The following is a 26,376-nucleotide window of genomic DNA, read 5'->3' on the forward strand; positions in this document are numbered from 1 at the left end:
GAGATCGGAATCCCCTCCTACGCACCGCCGTTGCAGAATGAAACTCGCCCACAACTAAGTCAATCCCTTTATTTTAAAAGTAGTCTACTTTTAAAATAAATGAGATCTGGATAAAATTTTAAGGTATGCGATATACTCCCTGACGGGCTAAAACCAGGAGGTGGACATTGCGTAGGTATATTGAAATCGCGAATATAATCAGGGAAAGGATCGTCAATAATGTCTATGCGACCGGGGAGAAGATCCCTTACGGTCATCAGCTTTGTGAAGAGTTTAGCTGTAGCAAGATAACGCTAAATAACGCGCTGGAGATTCTGGTCAACGAGGGGTTTATTACCCGTCAGCGTGGTCTTGGCACCGTGGTCAAAACGGCTACCCCGCGCTATACCCACGCCGAGAGCAACCTGGTTTCGCCGATCCTGGGCGTGAGCACCATTAATCAGACGCAGGGGCATAATGTCAGAAGTCATCTGCTGCTGTTTGAAATTGCCAACCCTTCAGCTGAGGTGGCTGAAATGTTGGCGATCCAGGACGATCGCTTCTGCTGGCATTTTCGCCGCGTTCGCTACGTCGATGATCTTCCGCTCTCCATTGAAGACACGTGGCTTCCCGTACATATTCTGCCGGAGTTCACGCGTGAAAATGCGCTGGGGTCGATTTATCAGTATGTGGAAACCACATTACGTAAAATCCCCGCCAGCAGCCATACCCAGTTCTCTTCACTGCCGAGCGATGATGAAGCGCAAGAGTGGCTTGAGCTACAGCCAAACGAGCCGGTGAGCGTCACCCGCTCGGTCACCTATCTTAGCGACGGGCAGCCGTTCGAGTTCTGTACCAGCCGCTATCATTATCAGCGCTTTAACTATAATTCGGTCGTCCAACGCAACGGCGGCTAAGGCTGCTTCGCCGCACATTCCGCCTTCACCGCCTCATACAGTAACCGCACCGCGGCAGAGAGTTGTTTGCGGTGCGGGCAGATCATATTCAGCGGCACTCTGTCGCCCAGGTAGTTCGGCAGCAGCACCTTGAGCCGCCCTTCTCGCAGATCGTCGCTGACATCCAGCCCCGATTTAAACGCAATCCCCTCACCGGCTACTGCCAGACGACGGATCACCTCAGCGTCATCGCTGGTGATATTGCCAGAAACCTGCACGCTGTGTTCTACGCCGTCGAGGCTGAGTGGCCAGCGGTCAAAGGGACGTCCGCGCAGCACGTAGGTTAGTGCATTACAGCGTTCAAGGTCGGCGAGCGTCTGCGGTTCGCCGTGGCGGGCAATCCAGTCTGGCGACGCCACCAGCACCCGGCGATTCTCCGGCGCGACGGGCAGCGAGACGAACGATGCATCGTCGTTTTCACCGTAGCGGAATGCCACGTCCACCGGATCTTTAAAGACATCGGTGCGATGATCGGAAAACAAAATCCGTAGCCGCAGCGCCGGGTGACGTGTGCGGAACTCACGGAAAACATTCAGCAGAAGATTACGCCCGAGATCGGACGGTACGGCAATTTGCAGCGTGCCGCTGACTTCATCATTGGGCGTGTTAATTTGCTGTAGCCCGTTTTGCAGCGCATCCAGCATTTGCAGAGCGTACGGTAGCCAGGTTTCTCCTTCCACCGTCAGCCGTAAGCTGCGCGTCGAGCGGGCAAACAGGCGAATATTGAGCGCCGTCTCCAGACGCTTGATTGCCGAGCTAACCTGCGCGGGCGGGATGCCAGCCTCTCGCGCGGCCTCGCTAAAACTGCCGAGCGCCGCCGCGCGGACGAACAGTGATAAATCTTCCAGCCTGAACATGTTGGCTCCTCACAGAATAATCCTCAAAACGCGCATCATCGCTGTTTGCTTACACTTTTTAAGAAAGCAGCGCTTGCCATTCAGCCCGCGCATCAGGAATCATACGGAGCTGCAATTTTATATCCAGGATAATGTGGGGATAGTATGCGTAAAACTAAAATGATGCTTCTGGGCGTACTGTTGGCAACGGCAGGTGCGGCATGGGCGGCTCCGGCCACCGGCATCAAGCAGTATGAGTTGAAAGAGTTCACCGCCGATTTCACGCGATTCAAAATTGGCGATAACGCTCCCGCGATGTACCTGACGCCGGAGTACAACATCAAGCAGTGGCAGCAGCGTAATCTGCCCGCGCCGGATGCCGGCACCCACTGGACGTACATGGGCGGGAACTATGTACAGATCGGTGATACCGACGGCAAAATCAGCAAAATTTACGACGGTGAAATTTTCTATCACCGTTAATCACCCGCCAGCGGCGATCGCTTCACCGCTGGCCCGTTTTATTGGCTAGAAATAATGTACGCCGTTCTGATTCAAATATTGATTAACCGCTACCTCACCCGCCAGACGCTCATATAATAACAGGATGCTTAATAGTAAATCGCCGCCGCTGCGTAACAGATCATCCGGGGCGATATGATTATTTTCTTCAGCCAGTTCGCTCAGATGTTCAATTATCTCCCGATATTCACCATAAATATTGACCGGCAACGTTTTCTCAACCATCTGTTCGCGGCAGTAGCGCATCGCATCGGCGGACTTCTCGCTCAGCGAGCGGCTCTGCATCAGCAATACCAGCAGTTCACGCAACTTCATCATCAACGTTTCATTATTCATTTTTCTCTCCATTGCCGCATTAATAATAATTACCACAAATAACAGGAGATGATTAACGCTCAAATTTTGAAAAGGGTGATGAAATTGAACATCTCATACACCGAGAGAGAAAACAATGTTATTAAATTGCATGATTGATTAACATCAAAACAACCAAATAATTACTTTTTCCGGATGCAATATTATTATAAAAATAAATGCATAATGTGAATAAGATAATAAATAAGGATATATTCAGAAAAATAAATCTTAGCTCGTGCGGTACAAGGTGCACCGCACGAGCATAGGGGGAATTACACCGCGCGGAATGCAATCTCGCTTGGGATAACCTCACCCTGCCAGTAGAGTTGCGCGGCGACACGGCCCGCAAGCTGGCGATAAATCTCGGTGAACTCGCTGTCCGGGCGCGCGACCACGGTCGGAGTGCCTTTATCAAGATCTTCACGCAGATTAATGTGCAGCGGCATCTGGCCCAGCAGCTGGGTATGGTATTTCTCCGCCAGCTTCTCCGCGCCGCCGGTACCGAAGATAGGCTCGTGGTGCCCACAGTTGCTGCAAATGTGCATGCTCATGTTTTCCACAATGCCCAACACCGGCACTTCGACCTTCTCGAACATCACGATGCCTTTTTTGGCGTCGATCAGCGCGATATCCTGCGGCGTAGTGACCACGACGGCCCCGGTCACAGGAATGTTCTGCGCCAGCGTCAGCTGAATATCACCGGTGCCTGGCGGCATATCGAGAACCAGATAGTCGAGATCGGGCCACAGGGTCTCCTGCAGCATCTGCATCAGCGCTTTACTGGCCATCGGGCCGCGCCAGACCATCGCGTTGTCGTCAGTCACCAGATAACCAATGGAGTTGGTGGCCAGACCGTGCGCCATAATAGGCGCCATGTGGGTGCCGTCCGGAGACGTCGGACGCTGGTTTTCCGCGCCCAGCATGTTCGGGATCGATGGGCCGTAGATGTCGGCATCCAGAATGCCTACTTTCGCCCCTTCAGCAGCCAGCGCCAGCGCCAGGTTAACGGCGGTGGATGACTTACCGACCCCACCTTTGCCGGAGCTGACGGCAATAATGTTTTTCACGCCGTTGATGCCCGGCTGGTTTTTCACACGCTTCAGCGTGGCGATGCTATGCGACAGCTTCCAGTCGATGGCTTTCGCCCCGGTCACCCGCAGCAGTTCAGCGCTGGTTTGCTCTTTTAATTCTTCAAAGGCGCTGTGCCAGACAAACGGCATCTGCAGTTCGATGTGAACGGTGTCGTCCAACCAGGCGACATGGTGCAGCGCTTTCAGCGTCGTTAAGTTGTGCTTCAGCGTGGGGTGCTGGAAGTTTGCCAGCGTGCCGGCCACCATCGCACGTAGACGTTCAGGTGATTTGGCCTGGGATTCTGAGTTCATCCCGACTCCTTTGTTCTTGTGAATGAATGCGTCTCTTGTAGTTTACCTGAAAGGGACACGATCCCCCACTACAAGCGCATTTCGCGATAAAAAGCGGACTACTCATAGTTCACAAAAATCAGCGCCGTCGCCTGCAGCGCGCCGGGCTTAACCTTCTGGCGGTCGTAAACGTAGTAGCTAGCCGTCAGCGGAATCATCAACGTTGTCGCATTAAGCGCCTGGCCTGCGCTGGCGCGCCAGAGATTATCGGCACTGTCCTTCGCGCCCTTCACGGTTGACAGCGCCACTGTCTTGCCGCCGCTCTCCAGCACAAACCCCACGCCGTTAGACTCGCTGCCCCGTAAGACCGTACGACTGCCGTTCAGCAGGTCAGCGCTGTAGAGGTAAACCGACATACCGCGCGTGGTTTGCAGGCTGGGCCCCTGCAGGTCGCGACATTGCAGCCTTATCGCGCTGGTTCGGCTTTTCCCGCTAACGACGCCGCTCGTCGGCAGCTCTGACAGCGCAACATCCGGCAACGTTAAGGCCAGGTCATCAGGAAGGCAGGTACTCTTTTTCGGGCGATAAATAATGGTCAGGTTCTCAACATAAGAGTCGCCCTTCAGGCTGTTGGTTATATAGTTCACACAGCCAGTCCAGCTTAGGGTTTTACAGACGCCGAGGATAAAATTGATCAAACTGTTCGAATTACCGCCGGTATTGGCGATCAGCACGCCGGGAACATATACCGAGTCTGCACCACTGGTCGTCGCCTCATAAGCAGCGTGGCTAAGCTTTACCGTGTAGGACAGCGTTTTCTCGGTGGCGCTGGTCGTGCCAATCGTTTCAGAGGTTTTATCCGTCTGGACTGTCAGCTTGAGTTTCTGCCCGTTGCTAAACGGGCCGATCACGCTGTCTTTCACCACGGGAATATAGCTAATGGTGTCGTTTGCCGAATCGCACTTAATCCCGGAAAAGGTCACGCTGACGATGGTTGTGTACTGCTGCGTCAGCGCAAACTGTTCATCAACGGTGACCTCCGAGTCATGAGAAAATGAGACGGCCGACGATTTACACACCGCCCAACCGCTACTGGCATAGCCGCACAATACTAACGCGGCGATGATGGCTCCCTTCATGACGCCTCCTTTCTCAATGACAAATATAGGTTTTCAGTTCATCAATTTGCGTATCGAAGGTGACCACGCAGCGACTCTCCTGCGGGCCATCAAGCCGTACCGATACGCTGCGCGGCAGGACATCAGTACGGATAAACAACCGGCTGCCCTGCCCGACGAGCCCCACGTTATGGCCGCCGCTGTCCTCAACGTCATTGCCAAAGGTGAGCGGCGTGCCGTCTGGCCGCTGCGCTTTTATAAACCAGGGTTTGCGCGTATCGGTATCGAAGTGCGCCAGCACCACCGCGCCCCGCACCGGGGCCACGCTTTTTCGATTGCCAATAAGCTCGGTCTGGGTGGCGCTGCCGGAGACGTCCAGCGTGAGATGGTTTTCGCGGTATGGCGACAAATTGTCATAAACCACCGTACCGTTACCATTAGTGGTGCGGTATTTCTGTCCGTTGACAAACGCCCCTTCCAGCCCGGGCGCATCAAGAATCGCGACGGTTTCCGCCAGTCGATTAGCCTGGCTCACCCCGCCCGACCACAGCACCATTCCCCCAGAAATGTTGCCGCTCATTTGCCGATACTGTGAAGATTGGCTATAGCTGCCGCCGAGCGTCGCGACTGGCGTATTCCAGCTCACATTGGTCCCGGCCGTGGTCTCCTGATGTTGCTGCTGATGGCTCAGGTTAACGCCGTAGGTAAACTGATCTCGTTCACCGAGCGTGCCGGAAAGTCCGGTATTGTTCGCCGTAAAGCCCTCGTTATCAAAGGTAGTTGAGTTGGAAAGCGCCATCTGGCGGCGCGCGCCAGTCATGCCGTCGCCCCACATAAACGGGATGGAAATGAAGATGTTAAAGAGCTTGTCATCACGACGATCGTCGGTGTAGGTCTGGCTGGCGGAGAGCGTCCAGGAGACGCGCCGCCAGCTGTTTGAATAGCTAAGCTGATAATCTTCGCTGTGGCCGCCGCGCTGCCAGTAGTCACGCCACAGTAAACTTAAGGAAAAGGCTCCCCATCCCGCGGCCAGCGGCTGGCTGATATTGGCGGAGAAACTGTTTTTACGCCCGAAGTCGTTCTGGTAATAGTCGCCAATATCGTAGACATCGTGCTGTTCATGCGTATAGCTGTCTTTGTTGTTCGCCCACACATGATCGTTAAAGGTACGGTAATCTCGCGACGAGTAGCGATAGGCCGCAAGACCAAAATGGGTGGCAGTTCGGTTAAGATATTTGTTGTACGCGAGCTGATAACTTTGACCATCGAACGTACCGTTGTCCTGACGACTGTGCGAACGTACGGCATCCAGCGAAAACGCGCCCCAGCGGGTATTCCAGCCGGAGCCTATCGTGAAAGCGTTATAGTTACTCGCCAGCATCGCGCCGCCGTACAGCGTCACCAGGCTATTCAGACCATACTGGTAACTGACCTGGGTGAAATCGCTCTGTCGGCTGGCCCCTTCAATCTGACTGCGTCCCACCACGGCGTCATATTTTGCCACGCCGGGCTGGAGCATATTTGGCACTGAGCCATAGGGCACCAGATATTGCGTCAGCGTGCCATCGGCCTCTTTCACCGTCACGTCAAGATCGGCCCCGCCGCCTGCCAACTGGAGATCGGCAATCGCAAACGGACCGGGCGGGACTTCCTTCTGATACACCACGAAGCCGTTCTGCTCTATCGTCACCAGCGCATTGCTCTGGGCAATCCCCTTCACCAGCGGCGTAAAATTCTGCTTTGAGTTTGGCAGCATTTGCAGATCCCGATACAGACGCACGCCGCGAAAACGGACTGCGTCAAAGAGATCCGCAGAGGTATACATCTCCCCAGCGCGCAATACGCCCATGATCGATGAAAGGCTTCGTTCGAGATACAGAGTATTGCTTTTCCACACGCCAGCATCGCTATTGACCTGGTTAAAACTGGCATCAGAGTGCAGCTGCCAGTCCAGCAAATTAAGTCCGCTGTTAAACCGCGCGTAGGTATTTTTGCTGCTCCCTGCGGAATGATAATCGCTGTGGTATTGACTGACATAATAAGAAGTGTAAAACGCATTTATTCCGCGCTGCCAGTTTTCGGGCGCAATATATCCTTGCTCAACTTCATCAACAAAGGCTTGCGGCACCGAGAGATCCAGACGAAAAACGCTAATATCAAACGTGTAGCTTCCGCCCTGCACTGCCTGTTCTAATGAAATGCAGGATGATTCGGGTAATGCTTTCAGGTTAATCCCCATCAATTGGATCTGAGCACGCGTCAGGCAGGTGTTATCGGTAATATTCACCGTATATTTCCCGCGCCATTGCTGATTAACATAAACATCCAGTTCATATTCGCCGGCAATCGGCTGTTCGCCGGATAATTGAAAACGGTCAGTTTTAACGCCCTGCATCCCACCAATCATAAAATGGGTATCGAAGGTTTCCTCTTCAGCCTGAACACAGCCAGCGAATAATGATAATAATACTGTCGAAGCTAAAGGGGCCATCCTTAACATAATCGGCTCCTGTTATTTTACGTTAATCCTGTCGCTGATATAGTTGCCGTGATCGTCAATAATCGTCAGAGAATATTGAGGTGCATTATTATTTTTCAGCGTTATCGTCTGATAGGCTCGTGGCGGTAACATGACGGTCTCACCATTCACTTTGACATCATTCACTTTTATATCGGTAAGGGTAATCCAGTTAGCGTTATCATTTTTAATAACCATCTCCCGTCCGGTATAACTTAACGAGATCTGGCGAAAACTCGCGCGACTCACCGGGGCGATTCCCGTGGGTCGCCAGAAAAGTTTGATGCGATTTTGCAGCGCAAACTTAATCACATTTTTACTGCTGTTTTGCGCATCGTTAGGTGGAATACTCAGTACGTTTAAAAAGAACAGGCTCTCTCTATCCTGGGCTAACGTATTGGGCATTTTTTTGATTTTTATCTGCTGGCCGGAGTTTCCCGCCACCTTGACGACCGGCGGTGTCAGCAGAAACGGAACGTCAATGTTTTCCGGCGACCGCGACGTATCGCCATCATCAATCCACGATTGCACCAGCGAGGAATGCTCGCCTTGATTCATCACCTGGACCACAATATCCCGTTTTTCTGCTGGGTAAATTACCCGGGTCCCATACAGCACCACGCCAGCCTGAGCAGATAAACTGATTACCGCCAGGGTTAAGGCTATTATTTTTTGCATATTCATCCAGGAATAAACGGCGGCGTTCGCCGCCGTTTATTTACAATAGAATTAATCAGAGAAAACCTGCATGGTAATACTAGAATCAACCTCTCCGCTGGTTACCGTGCCGCTGGTACGGGCATAATATGCGGAGAAATCCAGTGTATAAATACCGTCAGCCTGTTTCACCAGCGTGATTGATTTTTGCGGGCTAATGGCTTCTGTTGAATTATTCATGTGTACTTTAAAACCGACACCATTTTCACCCGCGGTGTTGCGGGTAATGTCACTACCATTTCCGTTAAAACCATCTACAGCAAATGAAATACGCGGCGTAACATTCGGATCGCATTTGAACTTAATATTACCCACTGCGCTACTGGAATATGCTTTCAGTTCCTGGCCGGCATTCAGCGTATTGAATGCATCAACGCTGACGTCTGGCATTGTAATTGTAGCCTGGCTTTTGCCATCCTCAATCTGGCAAGTCGTGCCCAACACTTTACCGTTAATATGTAATACCGCTTCATCGTCCGCGGCCATAGCGCCTGCGCTCATCATAACTGCAACTAATACCGAAGCAGACAGAATTGAATATTTCATAATGATATCCTTATTAGTATTTATTTGATTGTTGTTAAGGGTTGTTTCCCTTGGAGTAAAATTCTCACATGCGAAAAGTGTCTGCAATGTAATACTTTTGTTTTATTGATTAAAAACAAATTACACATAGCAGTATAATTACAACAAATATCTAATGATGATTATTATTTCTTAATAAATTAATTAAGCGCAAAAAACACCCATCCAGATCATTAAAACAAATAAAAAATAAAACAACATTCATAAAAATGATCTTTATATTTATGCCCACCGCGACGTGGTAAAAAAATGGCTACCAGGTCGCTGTTGCTTCTTACACAGTCCGGAAAATCGTCGTTTTTCTGCGCGAATATCCCGCCAGCTTGATTTAGCACGTGATGAGGCACGCTTTGGGCTTACCAAAGGAAAGCCTTTCAGGTAACATCAAAAGCCCTTTTCACTACATAAGAAGTAACGTTCACTATGACTCAAGTCGCGAAGAAAATTCTGGTAACGTGCGCCCTGCCGTACGCCAACGGTTCCATCCACCTCGGCCATATGCTGGAGCACATCCAGGCTGATGTCTGGGTCCGTTACCAGCGAATGCGCGGCCACGAGGTTAACTTCATCTGCGCGGACGATGCCCACGGCACGCCGATTATGCTGAAAGCACAGCAACTGGGCATTACCCCAGAGCAGATGATTGCCGAGATGAGTCAGGAGCATCAGACGGACTTTGCGGGCTTTAACATCAGCTATGACAACTATCACTCAACGCACAGCGACGAGAACCGCGAGCTGTCCGAGCTGATTTACGGTCGCCTGAAAGAGAACGGTTTTATTAAAAACCGCACCATCTCTCAGCTGTACGATCCGGAAAAAGGCATGTTCCTGCCGGACCGTTTCGTTAAAGGCACCTGCCCGAAATGTAAATCACCGGACCAGTACGGCGATAACTGCGAAGTGTGCGGCGCGACCTATAGCCCAACCGAGCTTATCGAGCCGAAATCCGTGGTGTCTGGCGCCACACCGGTGATGCGTGAGTCTGAGCACTTCTTCTTTGATCTGCCGTCCTTCAGCGAAATGCTGCAGGCGTGGACCCGCAGCGGCGCGCTGCAGGAGCAGGTCGCCAACAAAATGCAGGAATGGTTTGAATCCGGCCTGCAGCAGTGGGATATCTCCCGCGATGCGCCGTACTTCGGCTTTGAAATCCCGAACGCGCCGGGCAAATATTTCTACGTCTGGCTGGACGCGCCAATCGGCTACATGGGTTCCTTCAAGAACCTGTGCGATAAGCGCGGCGACACCACCAGCTTCGACGCGTACTGGAACAAAGACTCCGACGCCGAGCTGTATCACTTTATCGGTAAAGACATTGTCTACTTCCACAGCCTGTTCTGGCCGGCGATGCTGGAAGGCAGCAACTTCCGCAAACCGACCAACCTGTTTGTCCACGGTTATGTCACGGTGAACGGCGCGAAGATGTCCAAATCTCGCGGCACCTTCATTAAAGCCAGCACCTGGCTGAACCATTTCGATGCCGACAGCCTGCGCTACTACTACACGGCGAAGCTCTCATCCCGCATCGACGATATCGACCTGAACCTGGAAGACTTTATCCAGCGCGTCAACGCCGACATCGTCAACAAAGTGGTCAACCTGGCTTCCCGTAACGCTGGCTTTATTGCTAAGCGTTTCGACGGCGTGCTGTCTGCTGAACTGGCTGACCCAGAGCTGTATAAAACCTTCACCGACGCGGCAGCCAGCATCGGCGAAGCGTGGGACAGCCGTGAATTCGGTAAAGCGATCCGTGAAATCATGGCGCTGGCCGATGTGGCTAACCGCTATGTTGATGAACAGGCTCCGTGGGTGGTGGCGAAACAGGAAGGCCGCGACGCCGACCTGCAGGCTATCTGCACCATGGGTCTGAACATGTTCCGCGTGCTGATGACCTGGCTGAAGCCGGTTCTGCCAGAGCTGGCCGCGCGTACCGAAGCGTTCCTCAACACTGAACTGAGCTGGGATGCGATCAACGCGCCGCTGGTGGGTCATAAGATCAACACCTTCAAGGCGCTGTATAACCGTATTGAAATGAAACAGGTGGAAGCGCTGGTGGAAGCGTCAAAAGAAGAAGTGAAAGCTGCCGCAGCCCCGGTAACCGGCCCGCTGGCGGACGATCCAATTCAGGAAACCATCACCTTTGACGATTTCGCCAAAGTTGACCTGCGCGTGGCGCTGATTGAAAACGCCGAGTTCGTGGAAGGTTCCGACAAGCTGCTGCGTCTGACGCTGGATCTGGGCGGCGAGAAACGTAACGTCTTCTCCGGCATCCGTTCCGCATACCCGGACCCGCAGCCGCTGATCGGCCGCCTGACCATCATGGTGGCCAACCTGGCGCCGCGTAAGATGCGCTTCGGCATCTCGGAAGGGATGGTGATGGCCGCAGGTCCTGGCGGCAAAGATATCTTCCTGTTAAGCCCGGATGACGGGGCAAAACCAGGCCAGCAGGTGAAATAAACTGCATAAAAAAACGCTGCTTCGGCAGCGTTTTTTGTAGGGTTTGGCTCAATAGATTCCCGACGGTATGGCTTATTTCGCCGCGTGCTCGCGAATCGCCAGGCCGCGCAGGAAGTAGCGCAGGAACTGGTCGCCGCATTCGCGGAAGTTTTTGTGGTCCGGCGCGCGCATCATGGCGGTGATTTCCGGCATCGACACGCGGAACTGCTGCTGCGTCAGGATCGCCAGAATATCATCGGTTTTCAGCGCAAAGGCGATACGCAGCTTTTTCAGTACGATGTTGTTGTTAATACGGCGTTCTACCGCCAGCGCCGGGGCGGATTCATCGCGACCACGTTTTTCGTAGATAAGGCCGTTCAGGAAGCACGACAGCATAATGTCCGGGCAACGTACGAAGCCTTCCTCATCCTCTTTGCGCAGCCACGGCACCAGCTGTTCAGCGGTGACGGCGGCTTCGCCCAGCGCGAAGATACGCACCAGATCGTTGTTGTTCATTTTCAGGATGTAGCGGACGCTGCGTAAAATATCGTTACTGACCATAGTGCCTTCGACGGTGGTGATGAAAAATTCGATGACCGATTCTACACGAATTACAGTCCCAGCGCCTCTTTCAGGCTCTTTAAATAGCGACGGCTCACCGGCACGGTCTGGCCGTTACGCAGCAGCAGTTCAGCCTGGCCGTTATCCTCGAGACGAATTTCTTTCAAATGCGCCATGTTCACCAGATGCTGGCGATGACAGCGAATCAGCGGCGTGCGGCTCTCCAGCGTGCGCAGCGTCAGTTCGGTAAACCCCTCTTTGCCCTCGCCGCTGGTCACGTATACGCCGCTCATCCGGCTGCTGACAAACGCGACATCGTCCATTTGCAGCAGATAAATACGACTGTGCCCGGTACAGGGGATAAACTTCAGCGCCTGCTGGCCCTCGCTGAGCACCGAGACGTCCTGCGCCGCGCGTTCTTGCCGCAGGCGGGCGAGCGTTTTTTCCAGGCGTTTCTCTTCAATGGGCTTGAGCAGATAATCAAACGCATGCTCTTCAAACGCTTTGACCGCATATTCGTCAAAAGCGGTCAGAAACACGATGTATGGGCGATGTTCCGGATCCAGCATGCCGACCATTTCCAGGCCGCTGATGCGCGGCATCTGAATGTCCAGAAACAGCACGTCCGGACGCAGACGGTGCACCGCACCGATAGCCTCCACCGCATTGGCACACTCGCCGACAATCTCCAGGTCCGCCTGGGTTTGCAGCAGCACGCGCAGGTTCTCCCGCGCCAGCGGTTCATCATCGACAATCAGCACTTTAATCATGCGCTCTCCTCCAGAGGTAACCGCAGGGTAACACGGGTGAAACGGTCCGCTTCGCAGGCAACCGAGATGCCGCAGTCTTCGCCAAAGCGCATCTTGAGACGCTTATCCACCAGGCTCATGCCCAGCCCACTCGACGGCGCGTTGGGCTGATACAGACCGGCGTTATCTTCAATCTCGAGCAGCAGATGCTGCCCCTGCCGGCTGGCGCGTAGCGTAATTTCGCCAACGTCCAACAACTGCGAGGTGCCGTGTTTAATGGCGTTCTCCACGATAGGTTGCAGGGTAAATGCTGGAAGCTGCTGGTTTGACAGCGCATCGGGTATCTCCAGATGCACCTGCAGCCGCGACTGAAAACGCGCCTTCTCGATTTGCAGATAGGCGTTCACGTGTTCTATTTCATCGGCCAGGGTGACAATTTCCGACGGGCGCTTGAGGTTCTTACGGAAAAAGGTCGACAGATACTGCACCAGTTGGCTGGCCTGCTCGCTGTCGCGGCGAATCACCGCTTTCAGCGTGTTCAGCGCGTTAAACAAAAAATGGGGGTTCACCTGCGCGTGCAGCAGCTTGATTTCCGACTGCGTCAGCAGCGCTTTTTGCCGCTCGTACTGCCCGGCCAGAATCTGCGCCGACAGCAGCTGCGCGATGCCTTCGCCGAGGGTGCGGTTAATCGAACTGAACAGCCGATTTTTGGCTTCGTACAGCTTAATGGTGCCGATGACCCGCTGATTTTCGCCGCGAAGCGGGATCACCAGCGTTGAACCCAGTTTGCAGTTGGGGTGAATGGAGCAGCGGTACGGCACTTCGTTGCCATCGGCGTACACCACCTCACCGGTTTCAATGGTTTTCTGCGTATAACGCGAAGAGATCGGCTTGCCCGGCAGATGGTGGTCTTCACCGATGCCGGTAAAGGCGAGCAATTTTTCCCGGTCGGTGATCGCCACCGCGCCGATGTCCAGCTCCTGAATTAGCACCTGCGCCACCTTCATGCTGTTTTCTTCATTAAAGCCTTTGCGCAAAATCCCTTCTGTCGAGGCGGCAAGCTTCAGGGCGGTGGCCGAAAACGCCGAGGTATATTTCTCAAACATCGCCCGCTTATCCAGCAGGATGCGCATAAACAGCGCCGCGCCGACCGTGTTGGTCACCATCATCGGCGCGGCGATGCTTTGCACCAGATGCAGCGCGTCTTCAAACGGGCGCGCAATCAGCAGAATAATCAGCATCTGTACCAGCTCGGCGACAAAGGTAATCGCCCCCGCCGTCCACGGGCTGAAGACCTTATCCGGGCGACCACGGCGAATCAGGATGCTGTGCACCAGCCCGCCCAGCAGCCCTTCCACCATGGTGGAGATCATACAGCTGAGCGCGGTCATCCCGCCCATTGAGTAGCGGTGCAGCCCGCCGGTCAGGCCGACCAGCCCGCCGACTACCGGGCCCCCCAGCAGGCCGCCCATCACGGCGCCAATAGCGCGAGTGTTGGCGATAGAGTCTTCAATATGCAGACCAAAGTAGGTGCCGAGGATACAAAAAATGGAGAAGGTGACATAACACAACAGCTTGTGCGGCAGACGCACAGTGACCTGCATCAGGGGAATAAACAGCCGCGTCTTGCTCATCAACCAGGCGATGACCAGAAAAACGCACATCTGCTGAAGCAGCAGCAACACCAGATTAAACTCGTACATACCCCAACACCACAGCAGAAATAAAACTGCGTAACATACACTTAGTCGGCATAACTTTCTTTGAAACCTGGCAAAAAAAGTGCAAAAAATGCTACCGATCACATTTTATCCATTCCGTCCGGGAATGAAACGAATAAAAAACAACCGCAACAGGCCGCGACGGCAAACCCCGTCTAAAGTTAAATGGGGGATCGCATGCCCGGAGGATAAGATGGCGCTTTACACGATTGGCGAAGTGGCTCAGCTCTGTGATATCAACCCGGTAACGCTGCGGGCCTGGCAGCGGCGCTACGCGCTGTTAAAACCGCAGCGCAGCGACGGCGGGCACCGCCTGTTTAACGATGCCGATATTGACCGCATCCGCGAAATCCAGCGTTGGATAGAAAACGGTGTCCAGGTCAGTAAAGTCAAAAACCTGCTGAGTGAGCCGGATGACGGCTGGCAGGAACAGCAGGAGACTGCGCTGCGCGACCTGCGCAACGGCAACCTCACCCATCTGCGACAATGGGTGAAAGAGCTGCGTCGCAGTCATAGCGCCCGAACCCTGGTGGATAATCTCTTCATCCCATTGCGTCAGCGTCTGCAAAACGCGCAGGTGGCGCTGCCGACTCTGCTTGGTCTGCTGGATGGCGTACTGATTAACGACATTGCGCTCAGCCTCGCTTCCGCCCGGCGTAAATCCGGACCGCACGCGCTGGTGGTGGGCTGGAACGTCACCGATATCACCCGGCTGTGGCTGGAGGGTTGGGTGGCCTGTGAACAGGGATGGCGCGTCGACGTACTGGCTCACCCGCTCACGCAGATTCAGCCAGAGCTGTTCCCCGGCCAGACGCTGTTAATCTGGTGCGGTGCGGCCCCTGGCGTCCAACAGCTACAGCAGCTTGCACGCTGGCAGGAAGACGGCGTGGCCTTCGCACTTCCTGCTAATTAATCGTTCGTTAACAGCTGAGCTTCGCGGTATAATCTTTTGGTTAACAAAAGGAGTACACAATGAAGTCAGCTAAATTCGCCGCGATCGTCCTTTTTGCCCTGATGGCTATCAGCGGAATTGGTGGCGTGATGCTCGCCGGCTACTCGTTTATTGTGCGCGGCGGTGTCGGCTGAGCCTCAGGCTTAAGCGCTCAAAGGCGCGGTCGACGATAATCGCCGCCAGCGCCACCAGAATTGCCCCCTGCACCACATAGGCCGTATTGAATCCACTCAGGCCAATGATAATTGGCGTGCCCAGCGTATTGGCCCCCACCGTTGAGGCGATGGTCGCCGTGCCAATATTGACGATAACCGACGTGCGGATACCCGCCACGATCACCGGTGCCGCCAACGGCAGCTCGACTTTCCACAGCCGCTGTCCTCCCGTCATGCCCATTCCTTCCGCCACGCTCAGCGCCCCGACGGGTACGGACGCTAATCCGGCCAGCGTTCCCTGCAGTACCGGCAGAATACCGTAGAGAATCAGCGCGACAATCGCTGGCTGTTCCCCAAAGCCCATCACCGGCACCGCCAGCGCCAGCACCGCTACGGGCGGAAAGGTTTGCCCCATCGCCGCCAGCGTTTCCACCAGCGGACGAAACTCGCGCCCCGCAGGACGCGTCACCAGCACGCCCGCGCCAACGCCAATCACAATCGCCGCCAGGCTGGAGATGACCACCAGCTTGCCGTGCGCCAGCGTCAGCGCAAGAAACCCCGCCTGCTGATACAGCGGGCGCGGTTGTTCCGGAAAAAGCGTGTGAAACAGCGGCTCGCTATACGGCAGGCCAATCAGCAGCGCGATAAACAGTGCCAGCAGCCATAGCAGCGGATCACAAAGGACGCGCATCGGCAGGCTCCTCACGCAGCAGGTCGGCAAAATGCAGCGCCCCGTATGCCACGCCTTTCTCGTTGACCACCGGCAACACCGTACGCCGCTGGGCCATAAACCCCGACAGCGCATCGCGCAGCGATAACGAATCGGCTATCGCTTCTCCTGCAACGCGTTCACCGTGGCGCACATAGTCGGCCACCTGGCGTAACGACAGCAGGCGTACACCCAGCTCGCTGCGACCAAAAAAGGTGCGGACAAACTCATTGCCCGGCGCGCTGAGCATATGCAGCGGCGAGCCCTGCTGCACCACTTCACCGCCATCGAGTAAAATCAGGTTATCCGCCAGACGCAGCGCTTCATCAATATCATGCGTCACCAGCACGATGGTACGCCCCAGCAGCCGGTGAATGCGGCGCATCTCCTGCTGCAACGCGCTACGGGTAACCGGGTCCAGCGCGCCGAAAGGTTCATCCATCAGCAAAACGTCGGGATCGCCCGCCAGCGCCCGCGCCACGCCGACGCGCTGCTGCTGGCCGCCGGAAAGCTGATGCGGGTAACGACCGCGCAGCGTGGGTTCCAGCCCGAGCAGGGCCATCAGTTCGTCGATACGCGCGTTCATTCTGGCCTTCGGCCATTTCAGCAGTTGCGGTACGGTGGCGATGTTCTGAGCGACCGTCCAGTGCGGAAACAGGCCAATCGATTGAATGGCGTACCCCATCCGTCGGCGCAGCGCCAGCAGCGACTGCTCGCGGATATCCTGCCCGGCGAAGCGAATCATCCCGCTGTCCGGCTCCACCAGTCGATTAATCATCTTCAGGGTGGTCGATTTTCCCGAGCCGGAAGTGCCAATCAGCACCGAGAACGCGCCTTCCTCAAGACGTAGTGACAGGTTTTTCACCGCCGGATGACCGCCGAATGTTTTATTGACCTGCGAAAATTCAATCACCGGCTTCTCCTTGAAGTAAGGTGGCGGCCAGACTCAGCAGCGCATCCAGGGTTACCGCCAGCGCAATCACCGGGATCACCCCCAGTAGCACCAGATCCAGCGCGCTACTGAGCAGCCCCTGAAACACCAGCGCGCCAAAGCCACCTGCGCCAATCAGCGCGGCGACCACTGCCATCCCCACGGTCTGTACCACCACGACCCGCAGGCTGCGCAGCAGCACGGGCAGCGCCAGCGGCAGTTGCACACGCAGAAAAATTTGACCACGGCCCATGCCCATCGCCGCCGCGCTTTCCAGCACCTGCGGCGACACCTGCTGCATCCCGGCGACCACGCCACGTACCAGCGGCAACAGCGCGTAGAGCACCAGCGCAATCAGCGCGGGCGCCAGGCCGGTGCCAGCCACGCCAAACGTCGCCAACCACGGAAAACGCTGCGCCAGCCCGGCCAGCGGCGCAATCAGCACGCCAAACAGCGCCACAGAAGGAATGGTTTGAATAATGTTCAGCACCGTGAAGACGCTCGACTGCCGTCGCGGATGACGCCAGCACGCCATCCCCAGCGGGACGCCAATCAGCAGCGCGGGCAGCAGCGTGCCCCACAACAGAGTCAGATGCTGGTACAGCGCGTCATTGAAGGTATCCTGGCGGTTGGCATATTCCTTGAGTAGCGATAACCCATCCAGCGCCCCGCTCGCAAGCAGCCAACATGGCAGCAGCCACAGTTGAACGTTAAGCAGCCATCGCCACGCCGCGCGAGTCGTGAGACGACGAATCGCATCGTTGGCGATAAGCAGCATCAGCAGTAACCACAGCCATAGCCCGCTGCCGGGCGAGGTACGCGCCAGCGGGCTGGCGCTTGCCGCAAGATGGTTGGCGGCCTCCCCCGCAGCCCATAGCAATAGCGTGAAGCCCGACTGCGCCAGCAGCAGAATAAGCAGGCCGGGAAAGCGGCCGGGCAGCCAGCATAAAATCCACAACGCCGCCGGTACCGCCAGCAGCGCCAGCGGCGAGAACGACCAGATTTGCCATAGCCACAGGCCATTGCCCGAAACCAGCCGGTTCGGGGCAAAATTGGCAAACGGTAGCGCGCTGGCGGCCAGCAGCATCAGTGCCAGCAGCGCCACCACGCGGTTAGAACAACGAGTCATGGGGATAATCGGTTACTTCACCCACCCTTTTTCTTTCAGGTAGCCCGCCGCCACGCTTTTCGCATCCAGCCCTTCTACCGCAATTTTGGCGTTCAGGGTTTGCAGCGTTTTTTCATCCAGGCTGGCAAACACCGGCTGTAACCATTTTTCGATATCCGGATAGGCTTTCAGCACCGCTTCGCGTACCACCGGCGTGGGCGCATAGATAGGCTGCACGCCTTTCGGATCGCTGAGGGTTTGCAATCCTAGCGCCGCCACGGGGCCGTCGGTGCCATAGGCCATCGCCGCGTTCACCCCCGAAGTTTGCTGGGCGGCGGCTTTGATGGTCACCGCCGTGTCGCCACCGGCCAGCGACAGCAGTTGATCCTGGGAGAGTTTAAAATCGTAGGCTTTTTCGAAGGCAGGCAGCGCGTCCGGGCGTTCGATAAATTCCGCCGAGGCCGCCAGCTTGAAGGTGCCGCCATCCTTAAGATAGCGGCTCAGATCGGCAAGCGAGGTGAGCTTATTTTTTTCCGCCACGTCTTTGCGCACGGCAAGCGTCCAGGTGTTATTCGCAGGCGCCGGCGTCAGCCAGACCAGATGATTTTTCTGCGCGTCCAGCGCTTTCACCTTGTCATAGCCCGCTTTGGCGTTTTTCCACGCCGGGTCGTTTTCATCTTTGAAGAAGAAAGCGCCGTTACCAGTGTATTCCGGGTAGATATCCAGCGCGCCGGAAGTGATGGCCCCGCGCACCACCGGCGTGGTGCCCAGTTGAACTTTATTGACGGTGCTGACACCGTGGCTTTCCAGCACCTGCAAAATCAGATTACCGAGCAGCGCCCCTTCGGTGTCAATTTTTGATCCTACTTTCACCGGCTCGGCAGCCAGCGCCGGCAGGCTTACCGCGGCCAGCAATGCCAGCGTCCATCCCCTTGCAATCGTCATACGCTTTCCTCTTATTTTGCGCTCAATTAACAGGCGCTTAAGCAAAAAGCGTAGACGAAAATGGAGAATTCAGCCCTGTTCCGGCATTTTTAACGGGATCGTCAGCAAACTGGCGGCAAAATACAGCAGCGCAATTACCCACAGCGTGCCTTCAACGCCCAGCGGATTCACGCACAGCGTCACGATAAACGGCCCGACGAAGTTGCTGAGGCCGGATCCGAGATTGAGGCAGGAGATCGCCGCGCCTTTGTTTTCCGGCAGCAGTGAAGGAATAAGCGCGCTTAACGGGCCGAACGCGCCAAGGCCGATGGCATAAATCGCCAGCGCGGCAATCAGCGCTGCGCTACTGTGGCCGAACAACACCGGCGCGTAGCAGACCGCCAATGCCGCCAGCCCGCACAGCGTGCCGGCAAACCACACTACCGTGTTGCGCCAGCCAATGGTGTCGCCCAGCCAGCCGAAGAAGTAGTTGGCGAAGATATTAATCACGTTCACCAGCCCCCAGATGGTCAGCCACTCTTCAATGCTGAACCCAAAGCGCGGCAGATACACCGGCATCAGGATCACCAGCGAGAATTTGCCGATATCATTGATGCTTTTCACCACCACGGCGATACGCATTTTCGGCTCACGTACCAGCACAATGAGGCCTTCCGCCAGCGCCTGGCCAACCGCCTGCCCCTGCTGCCATTGAGGCTTATCGCGGTTGAGGATCAGCGCGCAGCCGCAGCCCGCCAGCACGAAAATAAAGCCGGACAGCAGCGTGGTCGTTTCCCCCAGGCGCGGGATCATAAAGCCCGAGAACCATGGCCCGACGATGGTCATGCCGACGCCGAAGGCAATCCAGAACCAGGAAACGGCGCGCCCCAGAATGCGGCTTTCACAGCGCTGGTTGATCCACACCAGGAACGAATAGGCAAATAGCGGATAAGCCATGCCGCGTACCGCGTAGCTCACCATCATTAGCGGATAGTTGCTATCAGGCAGCGCGACAAAGATAAACGGCACCGAACCGACAAAATAGAGAATCGTCGCCAGCCACATCAGGCGACGAACGCCCAGCACGCCCGCGCCAATTCCGGAGAACCAGGAGATCGCCGCCACGCACAGGCCAAAGACCGAAGACAGCAGGCTGATATGCACCGCATCAAGGCCGCGCTGCTGTAGCAGTGATGCCAGCCAGCTTTGTTCAATGGTGGCGCCGGTAATAAACAGGAAGACGCCGACAAATCCCCACACCAGCTCGCGCGGCAGACCCAGACGCGCCCAGATACCCTGTTGAATATATAAACTTTGATCGGTCATTTCTGTTATCCACAAAATTCCCGGGGTCGCGATACTCGCCCGGGAAAGTACTTACACGTTATGTAACTGTTCTAACTGCTGCTGTTTCGCTTTCAACAGGCTGCGGTTGACGTGCCCGACGGTGTTATCGCCCCAGCACTGGTCATACGGCATTCCGGTCAGGCTTTCGATCACCGCTTTGGTGTCGGCGGTAACCGTAGCTTTGCTGCCGCCTTGCTTCAGGCGCGCCACTTCGTCATTCAGCACCGCGTGGGTACGGCTGTTCACCTTGAACTGGAAGGCGGACCAGATGCCCCACAGGGTGAGAACCACCGGCAGCACAATCATGATGACGAGGATCATATTGATCGCCGACTGCGGCTGGCTGCTGTGCCCGGTAATAAAGCCGGACATTTGCAGCGCGACGCCCACCAGGAAGATGGAGAATGCCTGAGACGCTTTACGCAGCAGGCTCATAAAGCCCGCGAAGATCCCTTCACGACGGTTGCAGGTCAGAATCTCATCCACATCGGCCACGAAGGTGTAGTTGTTCCACGGAATGGAGTAGATACCGCCGCGCGCCAGACCCGCCACGCCCGCCGCCAGATACAGCAGCGACATGCTGGTGGAGCCATAGACATAGGTCAGGGCGAACAGCGCAAAGGCCACCAGCGCCATCAATGCCTGGGTAGCAAACGCCCGGGACGGGGAGTAACGCAGCGTCAGCCAGGTTGCCACGCCGACGCCGAAGAACTGCAGACCGTTAATCACGCTCAACAGATTACTGGCCACCACTGACGAGGTGGCCAGCGCGAAGACCACGAAGTAGGTAAAGACGGAGTTGAAGATATCCTGCGCGACAGAGCCGCCAAGGTACATGCCGAGGTGGGAGCGGAAGGTTTTGATTTTCAGCGTGGACACAAAATCGTAGTAGATATCGAACAGACGTTTGCCCAGCGGCTGCTTCTCTTCGCTCTCAACGCTGCGCTCACTCAGCTCAATCTCTTCAATTGAACGTTCCCAGGTGCCGAAGTAGACGAAGAACAGCACCACCATAAAGGCGACCGTGAAGATAGCCCCGGCGTAGAAGAAAGAGATAGCCGAGTCGGAACCAAAGTAGGCCAGCAGACGCCCCGGCAGGAACGCAGCGGTGAAGCCGGCGAACTGGGCAATGTACATACGTGCGCTGGTCAGTTTAGAGCGTTTGGTAAAATCGGAGGTCATCTCCGCCGACAGGGTGTCGTACGGGATCAGAATCATCGAATAGACGATTTCAAACAGGATGTACACCAGCAGGTAGATCCAGTAGTTGAAACCCTGAACCCACAGCAGGCTGTAGACCGCCACCAGCGGAATGCTCAGCAGCAGAAAGAAGCGGCGGCGGCCAAAGCGGCGGCCGAGGCGCGTTTTGTGGAAGTTATCGGAAATGTACCCCATGCACGGGCACATGATGACGTCGACGATACGCGCCACCGCAAACAGCGAGCCTGCCTCAATGGGCGTCAGGCCGCAGAATGTGGTCAGGAAGAACAGCAGCCAGGCGCTCACCAGAGTAAACGCGCCTGAACCGATCACATCCGCAAGGCCATAGCAGATGTAGTTGTGGAGTTTTATCTCCCGCACTTTTTTTATCATTTTCCATCCCCTTGAACAGTACAGAACGGCGAGGCGAAAGCCGCGCCGTCATCAAATAGCTTCAGACGTCGGCGTTTTCCTGCACGATGGCGTTGATGTTCCATCCCTGCGGCAGCGGCGTCGGGCGACGAATGCGCAGATCGTTGAGCGTCAGTTCTTGCACACCGTTGGCGTAGAACGCCGGTAGGCCGCCAGGATAGGCATCGACACCCCAGGCGCGGCCGGTTTGCGGGTTCACGCGGTAGGCGTTATCGAGCCCCATGCCAGTTGGGCTCTCCGGGTTGCACGGTGGGCGAACGTCATAGCAGCCCTGCTCATCAGAGGGGCCGGAAAGCTGCTGCAGCGACAGCCCGTTGAAGGTGACATGATGAATATCGCCCGGTGTTTCCGCGTGCAGGTTGATGGCCCCTTCGCTCACGCCGGAGAGCTGGCTAAAGGTGATGTCTTCAACCTGGCCCGGCTGAACCTGCGGGTCGCGATGGCGCACCGAGATAAAGACCGGATCGGCTTTTCCCCAGTGGCACGGGTGACCGTGGCGGCAGTCGAACAGAATGTTGCTGAAAATCATCTGGCTGAACCGGCCGCCATCGCGGGAGACCAGGCCGATGCCGCGGTTGGACTCAAAGATTGAACAGTTGTGCACGGCGATATGGCTGATATCGGCGAAGGTTTCGGTGCCGATTTTGATAGCGCAACTTTTCGAACGAATCAGGCAATTGCTGACCACCACGTGGCGGGTCGCCTGTTGGAGTTCCTGCGGTTTGCGGGTCGTTTTGATACAGATGCCATCATCGGCAGCGCTGAAGTAGCTATCGCTAATATGCACATGCTGGCAGCTGTCGATATCCAGCGCATCGGTGTTGGACAGCGCCAGATCGTTATCAATGGTCAGATTTTGAATGAATACCTGATTACAGCTCACCAGATGCGCGGTCCACATCGGCGAGTCGCTGATGGTGATATCACGAATGCGCACCTGCTGGCAGCCTTCCAGCACCAGCATGCGCGGGCGCATGGTTTTCGGCTGGCGATAACCCTGCTCATCGGCGCGCTCTGCGAACCATGCGCTCGCGCCCCCCGCCAGACAGCCTTCGCCGCTCAGCGTAATGTGATGAGCGTTACGGGCATAAATCAGCGCCATGCGGGAGAGTTCAGCAACGGTTTGCGTCAACTCCGCCGGGTAATCCTCCGCGTTGGGGCTGGCCAGCAAACGCGCGCCGGCCTCCAGATGCAGGGTAAAGTTGGACGGTAGAATCAGCGTGCCGGTCATCCAGTCGCCCGCCGACACCACCAGCGTGCCGCCGCCGGCGCGGTCAATTTCGTCAATCAGCTGCTGCAGCTGCGCGGTCAGCGGCGTTTTACCGCTGCGGTCGAGAGAGGTGTTATGCAGTGAAATCTTCATGTGGCTACCTGCGAATGTTGAGATAGCTGCATTTAACGCGGATTCGCCGCGCCTCTCGCGGGGCAGAAGCGGGCTTTTTTACGTATTAGTGAATGGGGTCACGCCTGTTATGGCGGCCTGAGACGGGTTTTGAGCAAGCGCACAAAACGCGATGTGTCGGGGTAGGTGATAAGTGAGGAACGTCACAAAAAGAAGCTTAGTTAGCGCGTTAAACGGGCCGTTTAGCGCAGATTGCACGGTGATAAGCGGAGAATAGCGAGGGGGATCACAGAATGATGCGGGAGTGGGGTTTGAGGGGTTGCCCCCTCACCCTAACCCTCTCCCCGCTGGGGAGAGGGGACCGTTGAGTGCGGCCTGATAGTTTGTACTGAACTGAAGGCTCGCCTTACAGCAGCTCGAATTCGCCCTGCTTCACACGCGCCGAATCCACGCCGATAAAGACGTTAAACTTGCCCGGCTCAGCGGCGTATTTCATCTGCTGGTTCCAGAACTTCAGCGCGTTAACGTCAATCGGGAAGCTCACGGTTTGAGTTTCACCAGGTTTCAGCGTCACCTTCTCAAAGCCTTTCAGCTGTTTCACCGGGCGGCTCATCGACGCGGTCACGTCCTGCAGGTACATCTGAATTACCGTCGCCCCTTCACGTTTGCCGGTGTTGGTCACCTGCACGCTGGCGGTGACGCTGCCGTCAGCCTTCATGGTCGGTGCGGACATTTTCACGTCGGAGACCGAGAAAGTGGTGTAGCTCAGACCGTAGCCGAACGGATACAGCGGGCCGTTGGCTTCGTCAAAGTAGCGCGAGGTGTACTTGTTTGGCTTGTCGGCGTTGTATGGACGACCGGTGTTCAGGTGGCTGTAGTACTGCGGAATCTGCCCCACGGAGCGCGGGAAGGACATCGGTAGCTTCCCGGATGGGTTGTAGTCGCCAAACAGCACATCGGCGATGGCGTTACCGCCTTCGGTACCGGCGAACCAGGTTTCCAGAATAGCGTCGGCCTGCTGGTCCTCTTTCACCAGCGTCAACGGACGACCGTTCATCAGCACCAGAACCAGCGGTTTGCCGGTGGCTTTCAATGCCGCAATCAGATCCTGCTGGCTTTTCGGAATTGACAGTTCGGTACGGCTGGAGGCTTCGTGGGCCATGCCCTGCGCTTCGCCCACCACCGCCACAACCACGTCGGATTGTTTCGCCGCGGCTACCGCTTCGTCAATCATCGCCTGCGGCGAGCGCGGGTCGACCTTCACCGCTTCCTCATAGAGGTTGAGGAAGTCGATGATGCCTTTGTCGCTGGTCACGTTCGCGCCTTTGGCGTACAGCACTTTGCCTTCGCCGCCCATCACGTTTTTAATCCCGGTCAGTACGGTTACGGACTGTCCAGCCACACCAGCGGCAGACCAGCTCCCCATCACGTCACGCTGGCTGTCCGCCAGCGGGCCCACCACCGCCACGGTAGCGTTTTTCTTCAATGGCAGCGTTTCGAGACGGTTTTTCAACAGCACCAGGCTCTGGCGCGCAACCTCGCGCGCTTCGGCACGATGCAGGCGACTTTCGGCGTTCGTGTCCTGCGGGTCGGACGCTTTCGGCCCCAGATGGCTGTACGGATCGTTAAACAGCCCCATATCGTACTTGACGTTCAGCACGTGGCGGGTAGCGTCGTCCAGCTCGGCCATCGTCACCTTGCCGGATTTCACCAGCCCCGGCAGGTACTTGCTGTAGTATTCATCGCTCATGCTCATATCGATACCGGCCTTCAGCGCCACGCGAACGGCGTCTTCCGGGTCGGCGGCAACGCCGTGTTTAATCAGCTCTTTAATCGCCCCATGATCGGAGACGGTGATCCCTTTGAAGCCCCACTGGTTGCGCAGCACGTCTTTCAGCAGCCAGGTGTCGGACGTCGCCGGCGTGCCGTTCAGCGAGTTCAGGCCAATCATCACCGCGCCGCTGCCCGCATCCAGCCCCGCTTTGTACGGTGGCATATAGTCGTTGAACAGACGCTGCGGGCTCATATCGACGGTGTTGTACTCTTTGCCGCCTTCCACCGCGCCGTAAGCGGCGAAGTGTTTAACGCTGGTCATCACCGAGTAGCGATCCGCCGGGCTTTTACCCTGCATCGCTTCCACCATGTTTTCGCCCATCACGGCGGTTAAATAAGTGTCTTCGCCAAACCCTTCGGAAGCGCGGCCCCAGCGCGGGTCGCGCGAGACATCAACCATCGGCGCCCAAGTCATATTCAGGCCGTCATCCGCCGCTTCATAGGCTGACACGCGGCCCACGGTTTTCACTGCGTCGAGGTTGAAGGTAGAGGCAAGGCCAAGGCTAATCGGGAATACGGTACGCTGGCCGTGTACCACGTCGTAGGCAAAGAACAGCGGAATTTTCAGGCGGCTAAGGGACATCACCTGATCCTGCATCGCACGGATATCCTGGCGGGTCACGGTATTGAAAATCGCGCCGACCTGACCGTCTTTGATCATCTCGCGAATGGCTTCTTTCGGGTTGTCCGGCCCAACGCTAATCAGGCGCAGCTGGCCAATCTTTTCATCGACCGTCATTTTTTTCAGCAGTTCGGTCACAAACGCATCCCGCGCCTGCGGGGTGAGTGGATGGTTACCGAACAAATCCTCCGCCAGAGCGGGTTGCAGCGCCAGGCTCACGGCGACGCCAACAGAAAATAGCCATTTCATATTTTTGTAGTCTCTTGTATCCATGCCGGGGAGAGCGGCTGAGAGTCGATGAAAAGCCGCAGTTTGCCATAAAGGTAAAGGAGCGCGGAACAGAAAGCTAAGGTTATTCTCTGATTTTTAGAAACATTCACTCCCCCAATGATCATACAAAGCGCT

At 56.0% G+C, this 26,376-nt stretch carries 23 protein-coding genes; 5 read left to right on the top strand and 18 right to left on the bottom strand.

From position 1 onward, the window contains the following. The first annotated feature begins 167 nt into the window (after nt 1-167). Entirely contained in the window at nt 168-896 is a 729-nt protein-coding gene (locus K7B04_RS21335; RefSeq protein ID WP_163449364.1) for a GntR family transcriptional regulator, read from the top strand. Here K7B04_RS21335 and K7B04_RS21340 read toward each other — a convergent pair. Continuing rightward, complete coding sequence (locus K7B04_RS21340) at nt 893-1,792, bottom strand: LysR family transcriptional regulator (protein ID WP_163449363.1); 900 nt, start codon at nt 1,790-1,792, stop codon at nt 893-895. The genes K7B04_RS21335 and K7B04_RS21340 overlap by 4 nt on opposite strands. Nucleotides 1,793-1,936: 144 nt before the next feature. On the opposite strand from K7B04_RS21340, the gene K7B04_RS21345 reads away from it, so the two are divergent. Continuing rightward, nucleotides 1,937-2,254 carry an RcnB family protein gene (locus tag K7B04_RS21345; protein WP_163449362.1) on the top strand — a complete coding sequence of 106 codons (318 nt, stop codon included), beginning with the start codon at nt 1,937-1,939 and terminating at the stop codon, nt 2,252-2,254. Between the two features lie 45 nt (nt 2,255-2,299). Here the strand turns inward: K7B04_RS21345 and K7B04_RS21350 are convergent, their stop codons facing one another. From K7B04_RS21350 to yehD, 6 genes are all read right to left on the bottom strand, one after another. After that, a complete protein-coding gene (locus tag K7B04_RS21350; RefSeq protein WP_163449361.1) occupies nt 2,300-2,629 on the bottom strand; it encodes a hypothetical protein in 330 nt (109 codons plus the stop codon). Between the two features lie 293 nt (nt 2,630-2,922). After that, nucleotides 2,923-4,032 (bottom strand): iron-sulfur cluster carrier protein ApbC, encoded by a 1,110-nt coding sequence (gene apbC, locus K7B04_RS21355; protein WP_163447475.1) that lies wholly within the window; start codon nt 4,030-4,032, stop codon nt 2,923-2,925. A gap of 98 nt (nt 4,033-4,130) precedes the next feature. Further along, complete coding sequence (locus tag K7B04_RS21360; RefSeq protein WP_223802979.1) at nt 4,131-5,150, bottom strand: fimbrial protein; 1,020 nt, start codon at nt 5,148-5,150, stop codon at nt 4,131-4,133. 13 nt (nt 5,151-5,163) lie between these two features. Beyond that, nucleotides 5,164-7,629: a fimbrial biogenesis outer membrane usher protein gene (locus K7B04_RS21365; RefSeq protein ID WP_223802980.1), complete on the bottom strand. Its 2,466-nt coding sequence runs from the start codon at nt 7,627-7,629 to the stop codon at nt 5,164-5,166. Nucleotides 7,630-7,641: 12 nt separating this feature from the next. Then, nucleotides 7,642-8,325, bottom strand: a complete 684-nt coding sequence (locus K7B04_RS21370) for a fimbria/pilus periplasmic chaperone (protein WP_223804212.1) — start codon at nt 8,323-8,325, stop codon at nt 7,642-7,644. A 51-nt stretch (nt 8,326-8,376) separates the two neighbouring features. After that, nucleotides 8,377-8,910 (bottom strand): fimbrial protein YehD, encoded by a 534-nt coding sequence (gene yehD / locus K7B04_RS21375; protein ID WP_223802981.1) that lies wholly within the window; start codon nt 8,908-8,910, stop codon nt 8,377-8,379. Nucleotides 8,911-9,372: 462 nt separating this feature from the next. Here yehD and metG point away from each other — a divergent pair, with 462 nt between their 5' ends. Beyond that, nucleotides 9,373-11,406 (top strand): methionine--tRNA ligase, encoded by a 2,034-nt coding sequence (metG, locus tag K7B04_RS21380; RefSeq protein ID WP_163447480.1) that lies wholly within the window; start codon nt 9,373-9,375, stop codon nt 11,404-11,406. Between the two features lie 72 nt (nt 11,407-11,478). Here the strand turns inward: metG and K7B04_RS21385 are convergent, their stop codons facing one another. The 3 genes from K7B04_RS21385 to K7B04_RS21395 are packed head-to-tail and all read right to left on the bottom strand — an operon-like array spanning nt 11,479 to nt 14,398. Then, nucleotides 11,479-11,946, bottom strand: coding sequence for a DUF1456 family protein (locus K7B04_RS21385; protein WP_064544193.1), 468 nt, complete (start codon nt 11,944-11,946; stop codon nt 11,479-11,481). A 50-nt stretch (nt 11,947-11,996) separates the two neighbouring features. Then, on the bottom strand, nt 11,997-12,716 hold the full coding sequence (btsR, locus tag K7B04_RS21390) for a two-component system response regulator BtsR (RefSeq protein WP_163447481.1): 720 nt from the start codon (nt 12,714-12,716) through the stop codon (nt 11,997-11,999). Next, nucleotides 12,713-14,398: a sensor histidine kinase gene (locus K7B04_RS21395; protein ID WP_167575442.1), complete on the bottom strand. Its 1,686-nt coding sequence runs from the start codon at nt 14,396-14,398 to the stop codon at nt 12,713-12,715. The genes btsR and K7B04_RS21395 overlap by 4 nt, the downstream gene beginning before the upstream one ends. A 211-nt stretch (nt 14,399-14,609) precedes the next feature. Between K7B04_RS21395 and K7B04_RS21400 the strand changes: the two genes are divergently transcribed. Together K7B04_RS21400 and K7B04_RS21405 are read left to right on the top strand one after the other, a co-directional pair. Continuing rightward, on the top strand, nt 14,610-15,329 hold the full coding sequence (locus K7B04_RS21400) for a MerR family transcriptional regulator (protein ID WP_223802982.1): 720 nt from the start codon (nt 14,610-14,612) through the stop codon (nt 15,327-15,329). Between the two features lie 59 nt (nt 15,330-15,388). Beyond that, nucleotides 15,389-15,502, top strand: a complete 114-nt coding sequence (locus K7B04_RS21405; RefSeq protein WP_074398756.1) for a protein YohO — start codon at nt 15,389-15,391, stop codon at nt 15,500-15,502. Here K7B04_RS21405 and K7B04_RS21410 read toward each other — a convergent pair. From K7B04_RS21410 to bglX, 8 genes are all read right to left on the bottom strand, one after another. Continuing rightward, the gene (locus tag K7B04_RS21410) at nt 15,477-16,214 is read right to left on the bottom strand and encodes an ABC transporter permease (RefSeq protein WP_223802983.1); all 738 of its coding nucleotides are present in this window, start codon (nt 16,212-16,214) and stop codon (nt 15,477-15,479) included. The two genes, K7B04_RS21405 and K7B04_RS21410, sit on opposite strands and share 26 nt — an antisense overlap. Further along, nucleotides 16,198-17,145: an ABC transporter ATP-binding protein gene (locus K7B04_RS21415; RefSeq protein WP_223802984.1), complete on the bottom strand. Its 948-nt coding sequence runs from the start codon at nt 17,143-17,145 to the stop codon at nt 16,198-16,200. Before K7B04_RS21415 ends, K7B04_RS21410 begins: the two co-directional genes overlap by 17 nt. Then, complete coding sequence (locus K7B04_RS21420; protein WP_223802985.1) at nt 17,138-18,292, bottom strand: ABC transporter permease; 1,155 nt, start codon at nt 18,290-18,292, stop codon at nt 17,138-17,140. Before K7B04_RS21420 ends, K7B04_RS21415 begins: the two co-directional genes overlap by 8 nt. A 12-nt stretch (nt 18,293-18,304) precedes the next feature. Then, nucleotides 18,305-19,216, bottom strand: coding sequence for an ABC transporter substrate-binding protein (locus tag K7B04_RS21425; RefSeq protein WP_223802986.1), 912 nt, complete (start codon nt 19,214-19,216; stop codon nt 18,305-18,307). 69 nt (nt 19,217-19,285) lie between these two features. Continuing rightward, nucleotides 19,286-20,521, bottom strand: a complete 1,236-nt coding sequence (locus K7B04_RS21430; RefSeq protein WP_064544176.1) for an MFS transporter — start codon at nt 20,519-20,521, stop codon at nt 19,286-19,288. Between the two features lie 51 nt (nt 20,522-20,572). Next, nucleotides 20,573-22,135 carry an MFS transporter gene (locus tag K7B04_RS21435; protein WP_223802987.1) on the bottom strand — a complete coding sequence of 521 codons (1,563 nt, stop codon included), beginning with the start codon at nt 22,133-22,135 and terminating at the stop codon, nt 20,573-20,575. Nucleotides 22,136-22,196: 61 nt separating this feature from the next. Beyond that, nucleotides 22,197-23,537: a glycoside hydrolase family 28 protein gene (locus tag K7B04_RS21440; protein WP_223802988.1), complete on the bottom strand. Its 1,341-nt coding sequence runs from the start codon at nt 23,535-23,537 to the stop codon at nt 22,197-22,199. 385 nt (nt 23,538-23,922) lie between these two features. Further along, the gene (gene bglX, locus K7B04_RS21445) at nt 23,923-26,220 is read right to left on the bottom strand and encodes a beta-glucosidase BglX (RefSeq protein WP_163447491.1); all 2,298 of its coding nucleotides are present in this window, start codon (nt 26,218-26,220) and stop codon (nt 23,923-23,925) included. Nucleotides 26,221-26,376 lie beyond the last annotated feature (156 nt).

It is taken from the genome of Kluyvera sp. CRP, assembly GCF_019930565.1.
Taxonomy (GTDB): domain Bacteria; phylum Pseudomonadota; class Gammaproteobacteria; order Enterobacterales; family Enterobacteriaceae; genus Kluyvera; species Kluyvera georgiana_A.

Coding starts and splice junctions, on each gene's coding strand:
- K7B04_RS21405 (WP_074398756.1), top strand. CDS start 15,389: ATGAAGTCAGCTAAATTCGCCGCGATCGTCCTTTTTGCCCTGATGGCT.
- K7B04_RS21425 (WP_223802986.1), bottom strand. CDS start 19,216: ATGACGATTGCAAGGGGATGGACGCTGGCATTGCTGGCCGCGGTAAGC.
- K7B04_RS21370 (WP_223804212.1), bottom strand. CDS start 8,325: ATGCAAAAAATAATAGCCTTAACCCTGGCGGTAATCAGTTTATCTGCT.
- K7B04_RS21410 (WP_223802983.1), bottom strand. CDS start 16,214: ATGCGCGTCCTTTGTGATCCGCTGCTATGGCTGCTGGCACTGTTTATC.
- K7B04_RS21420 (WP_223802985.1), bottom strand. CDS start 18,292: ATGACTCGTTGTTCTAACCGCGTGGTGGCGCTGCTGGCACTGATGCTG.
- K7B04_RS21365 (WP_223802980.1), bottom strand. CDS start 7,629: ATGTTAAGGATGGCCCCTTTAGCTTCGACAGTATTATTATCATTATTC.
- yehD (WP_223802981.1), bottom strand. CDS start 8,910: ATGAAATATTCAATTCTGTCTGCTTCGGTATTAGTTGCAGTTATGATG.
- K7B04_RS21435 (WP_223802987.1), bottom strand. CDS start 22,135: ATGATAAAAAAAGTGCGGGAGATAAAACTCCACAACTACATCTGCTAT.
- K7B04_RS21340 (WP_163449363.1), bottom strand. CDS start 1,792: ATGTTCAGGCTGGAAGATTTATCACTGTTCGTCCGCGCGGCGGCGCTC.
- K7B04_RS21400 (WP_223802982.1), top strand. CDS start 14,610: ATGGCGCTTTACACGATTGGCGAAGTGGCTCAGCTCTGTGATATCAAC.
- K7B04_RS21350 (WP_163449361.1), bottom strand. CDS start 2,629: ATGAATAATGAAACGTTGATGATGAAGTTGCGTGAACTGCTGGTATTG.
- K7B04_RS21440 (WP_223802988.1), bottom strand. CDS start 23,537: ATGAAGATTTCACTGCATAACACCTCTCTCGACCGCAGCGGTAAAACG.
- btsR (WP_163447481.1), bottom strand. CDS start 12,716: ATGATTAAAGTGCTGATTGTCGATGATGAACCGCTGGCGCGGGAGAAC.
- K7B04_RS21430 (WP_064544176.1), bottom strand. CDS start 20,521: ATGACCGATCAAAGTTTATATATTCAACAGGGTATCTGGGCGCGTCTG.
- apbC (WP_163447475.1), bottom strand. CDS start 4,032: ATGAACTCAGAATCCCAGGCCAAATCACCTGAACGTCTACGTGCGATG.
- K7B04_RS21395 (WP_167575442.1), bottom strand. CDS start 14,398: ATGTACGAGTTTAATCTGGTGTTGCTGCTGCTTCAGCAGATGTGCGTT.
- bglX (WP_163447491.1), bottom strand. CDS start 26,220: ATGAAATGGCTATTTTCTGTTGGCGTCGCCGTGAGCCTGGCGCTGCAA.
- K7B04_RS21385 (WP_064544193.1), bottom strand. CDS start 11,946: ATGGTCAGTAACGATATTTTACGCAGCGTCCGCTACATCCTGAAAATG.
- metG (WP_163447480.1), top strand. CDS start 9,373: ATGACTCAAGTCGCGAAGAAAATTCTGGTAACGTGCGCCCTGCCGTAC.
- K7B04_RS21345 (WP_163449362.1), top strand. CDS start 1,937: ATGCGTAAAACTAAAATGATGCTTCTGGGCGTACTGTTGGCAACGGCA.
- K7B04_RS21360 (WP_223802979.1), bottom strand. CDS start 5,150: ATGAAGGGAGCCATCATCGCCGCGTTAGTATTGTGCGGCTATGCCAGT.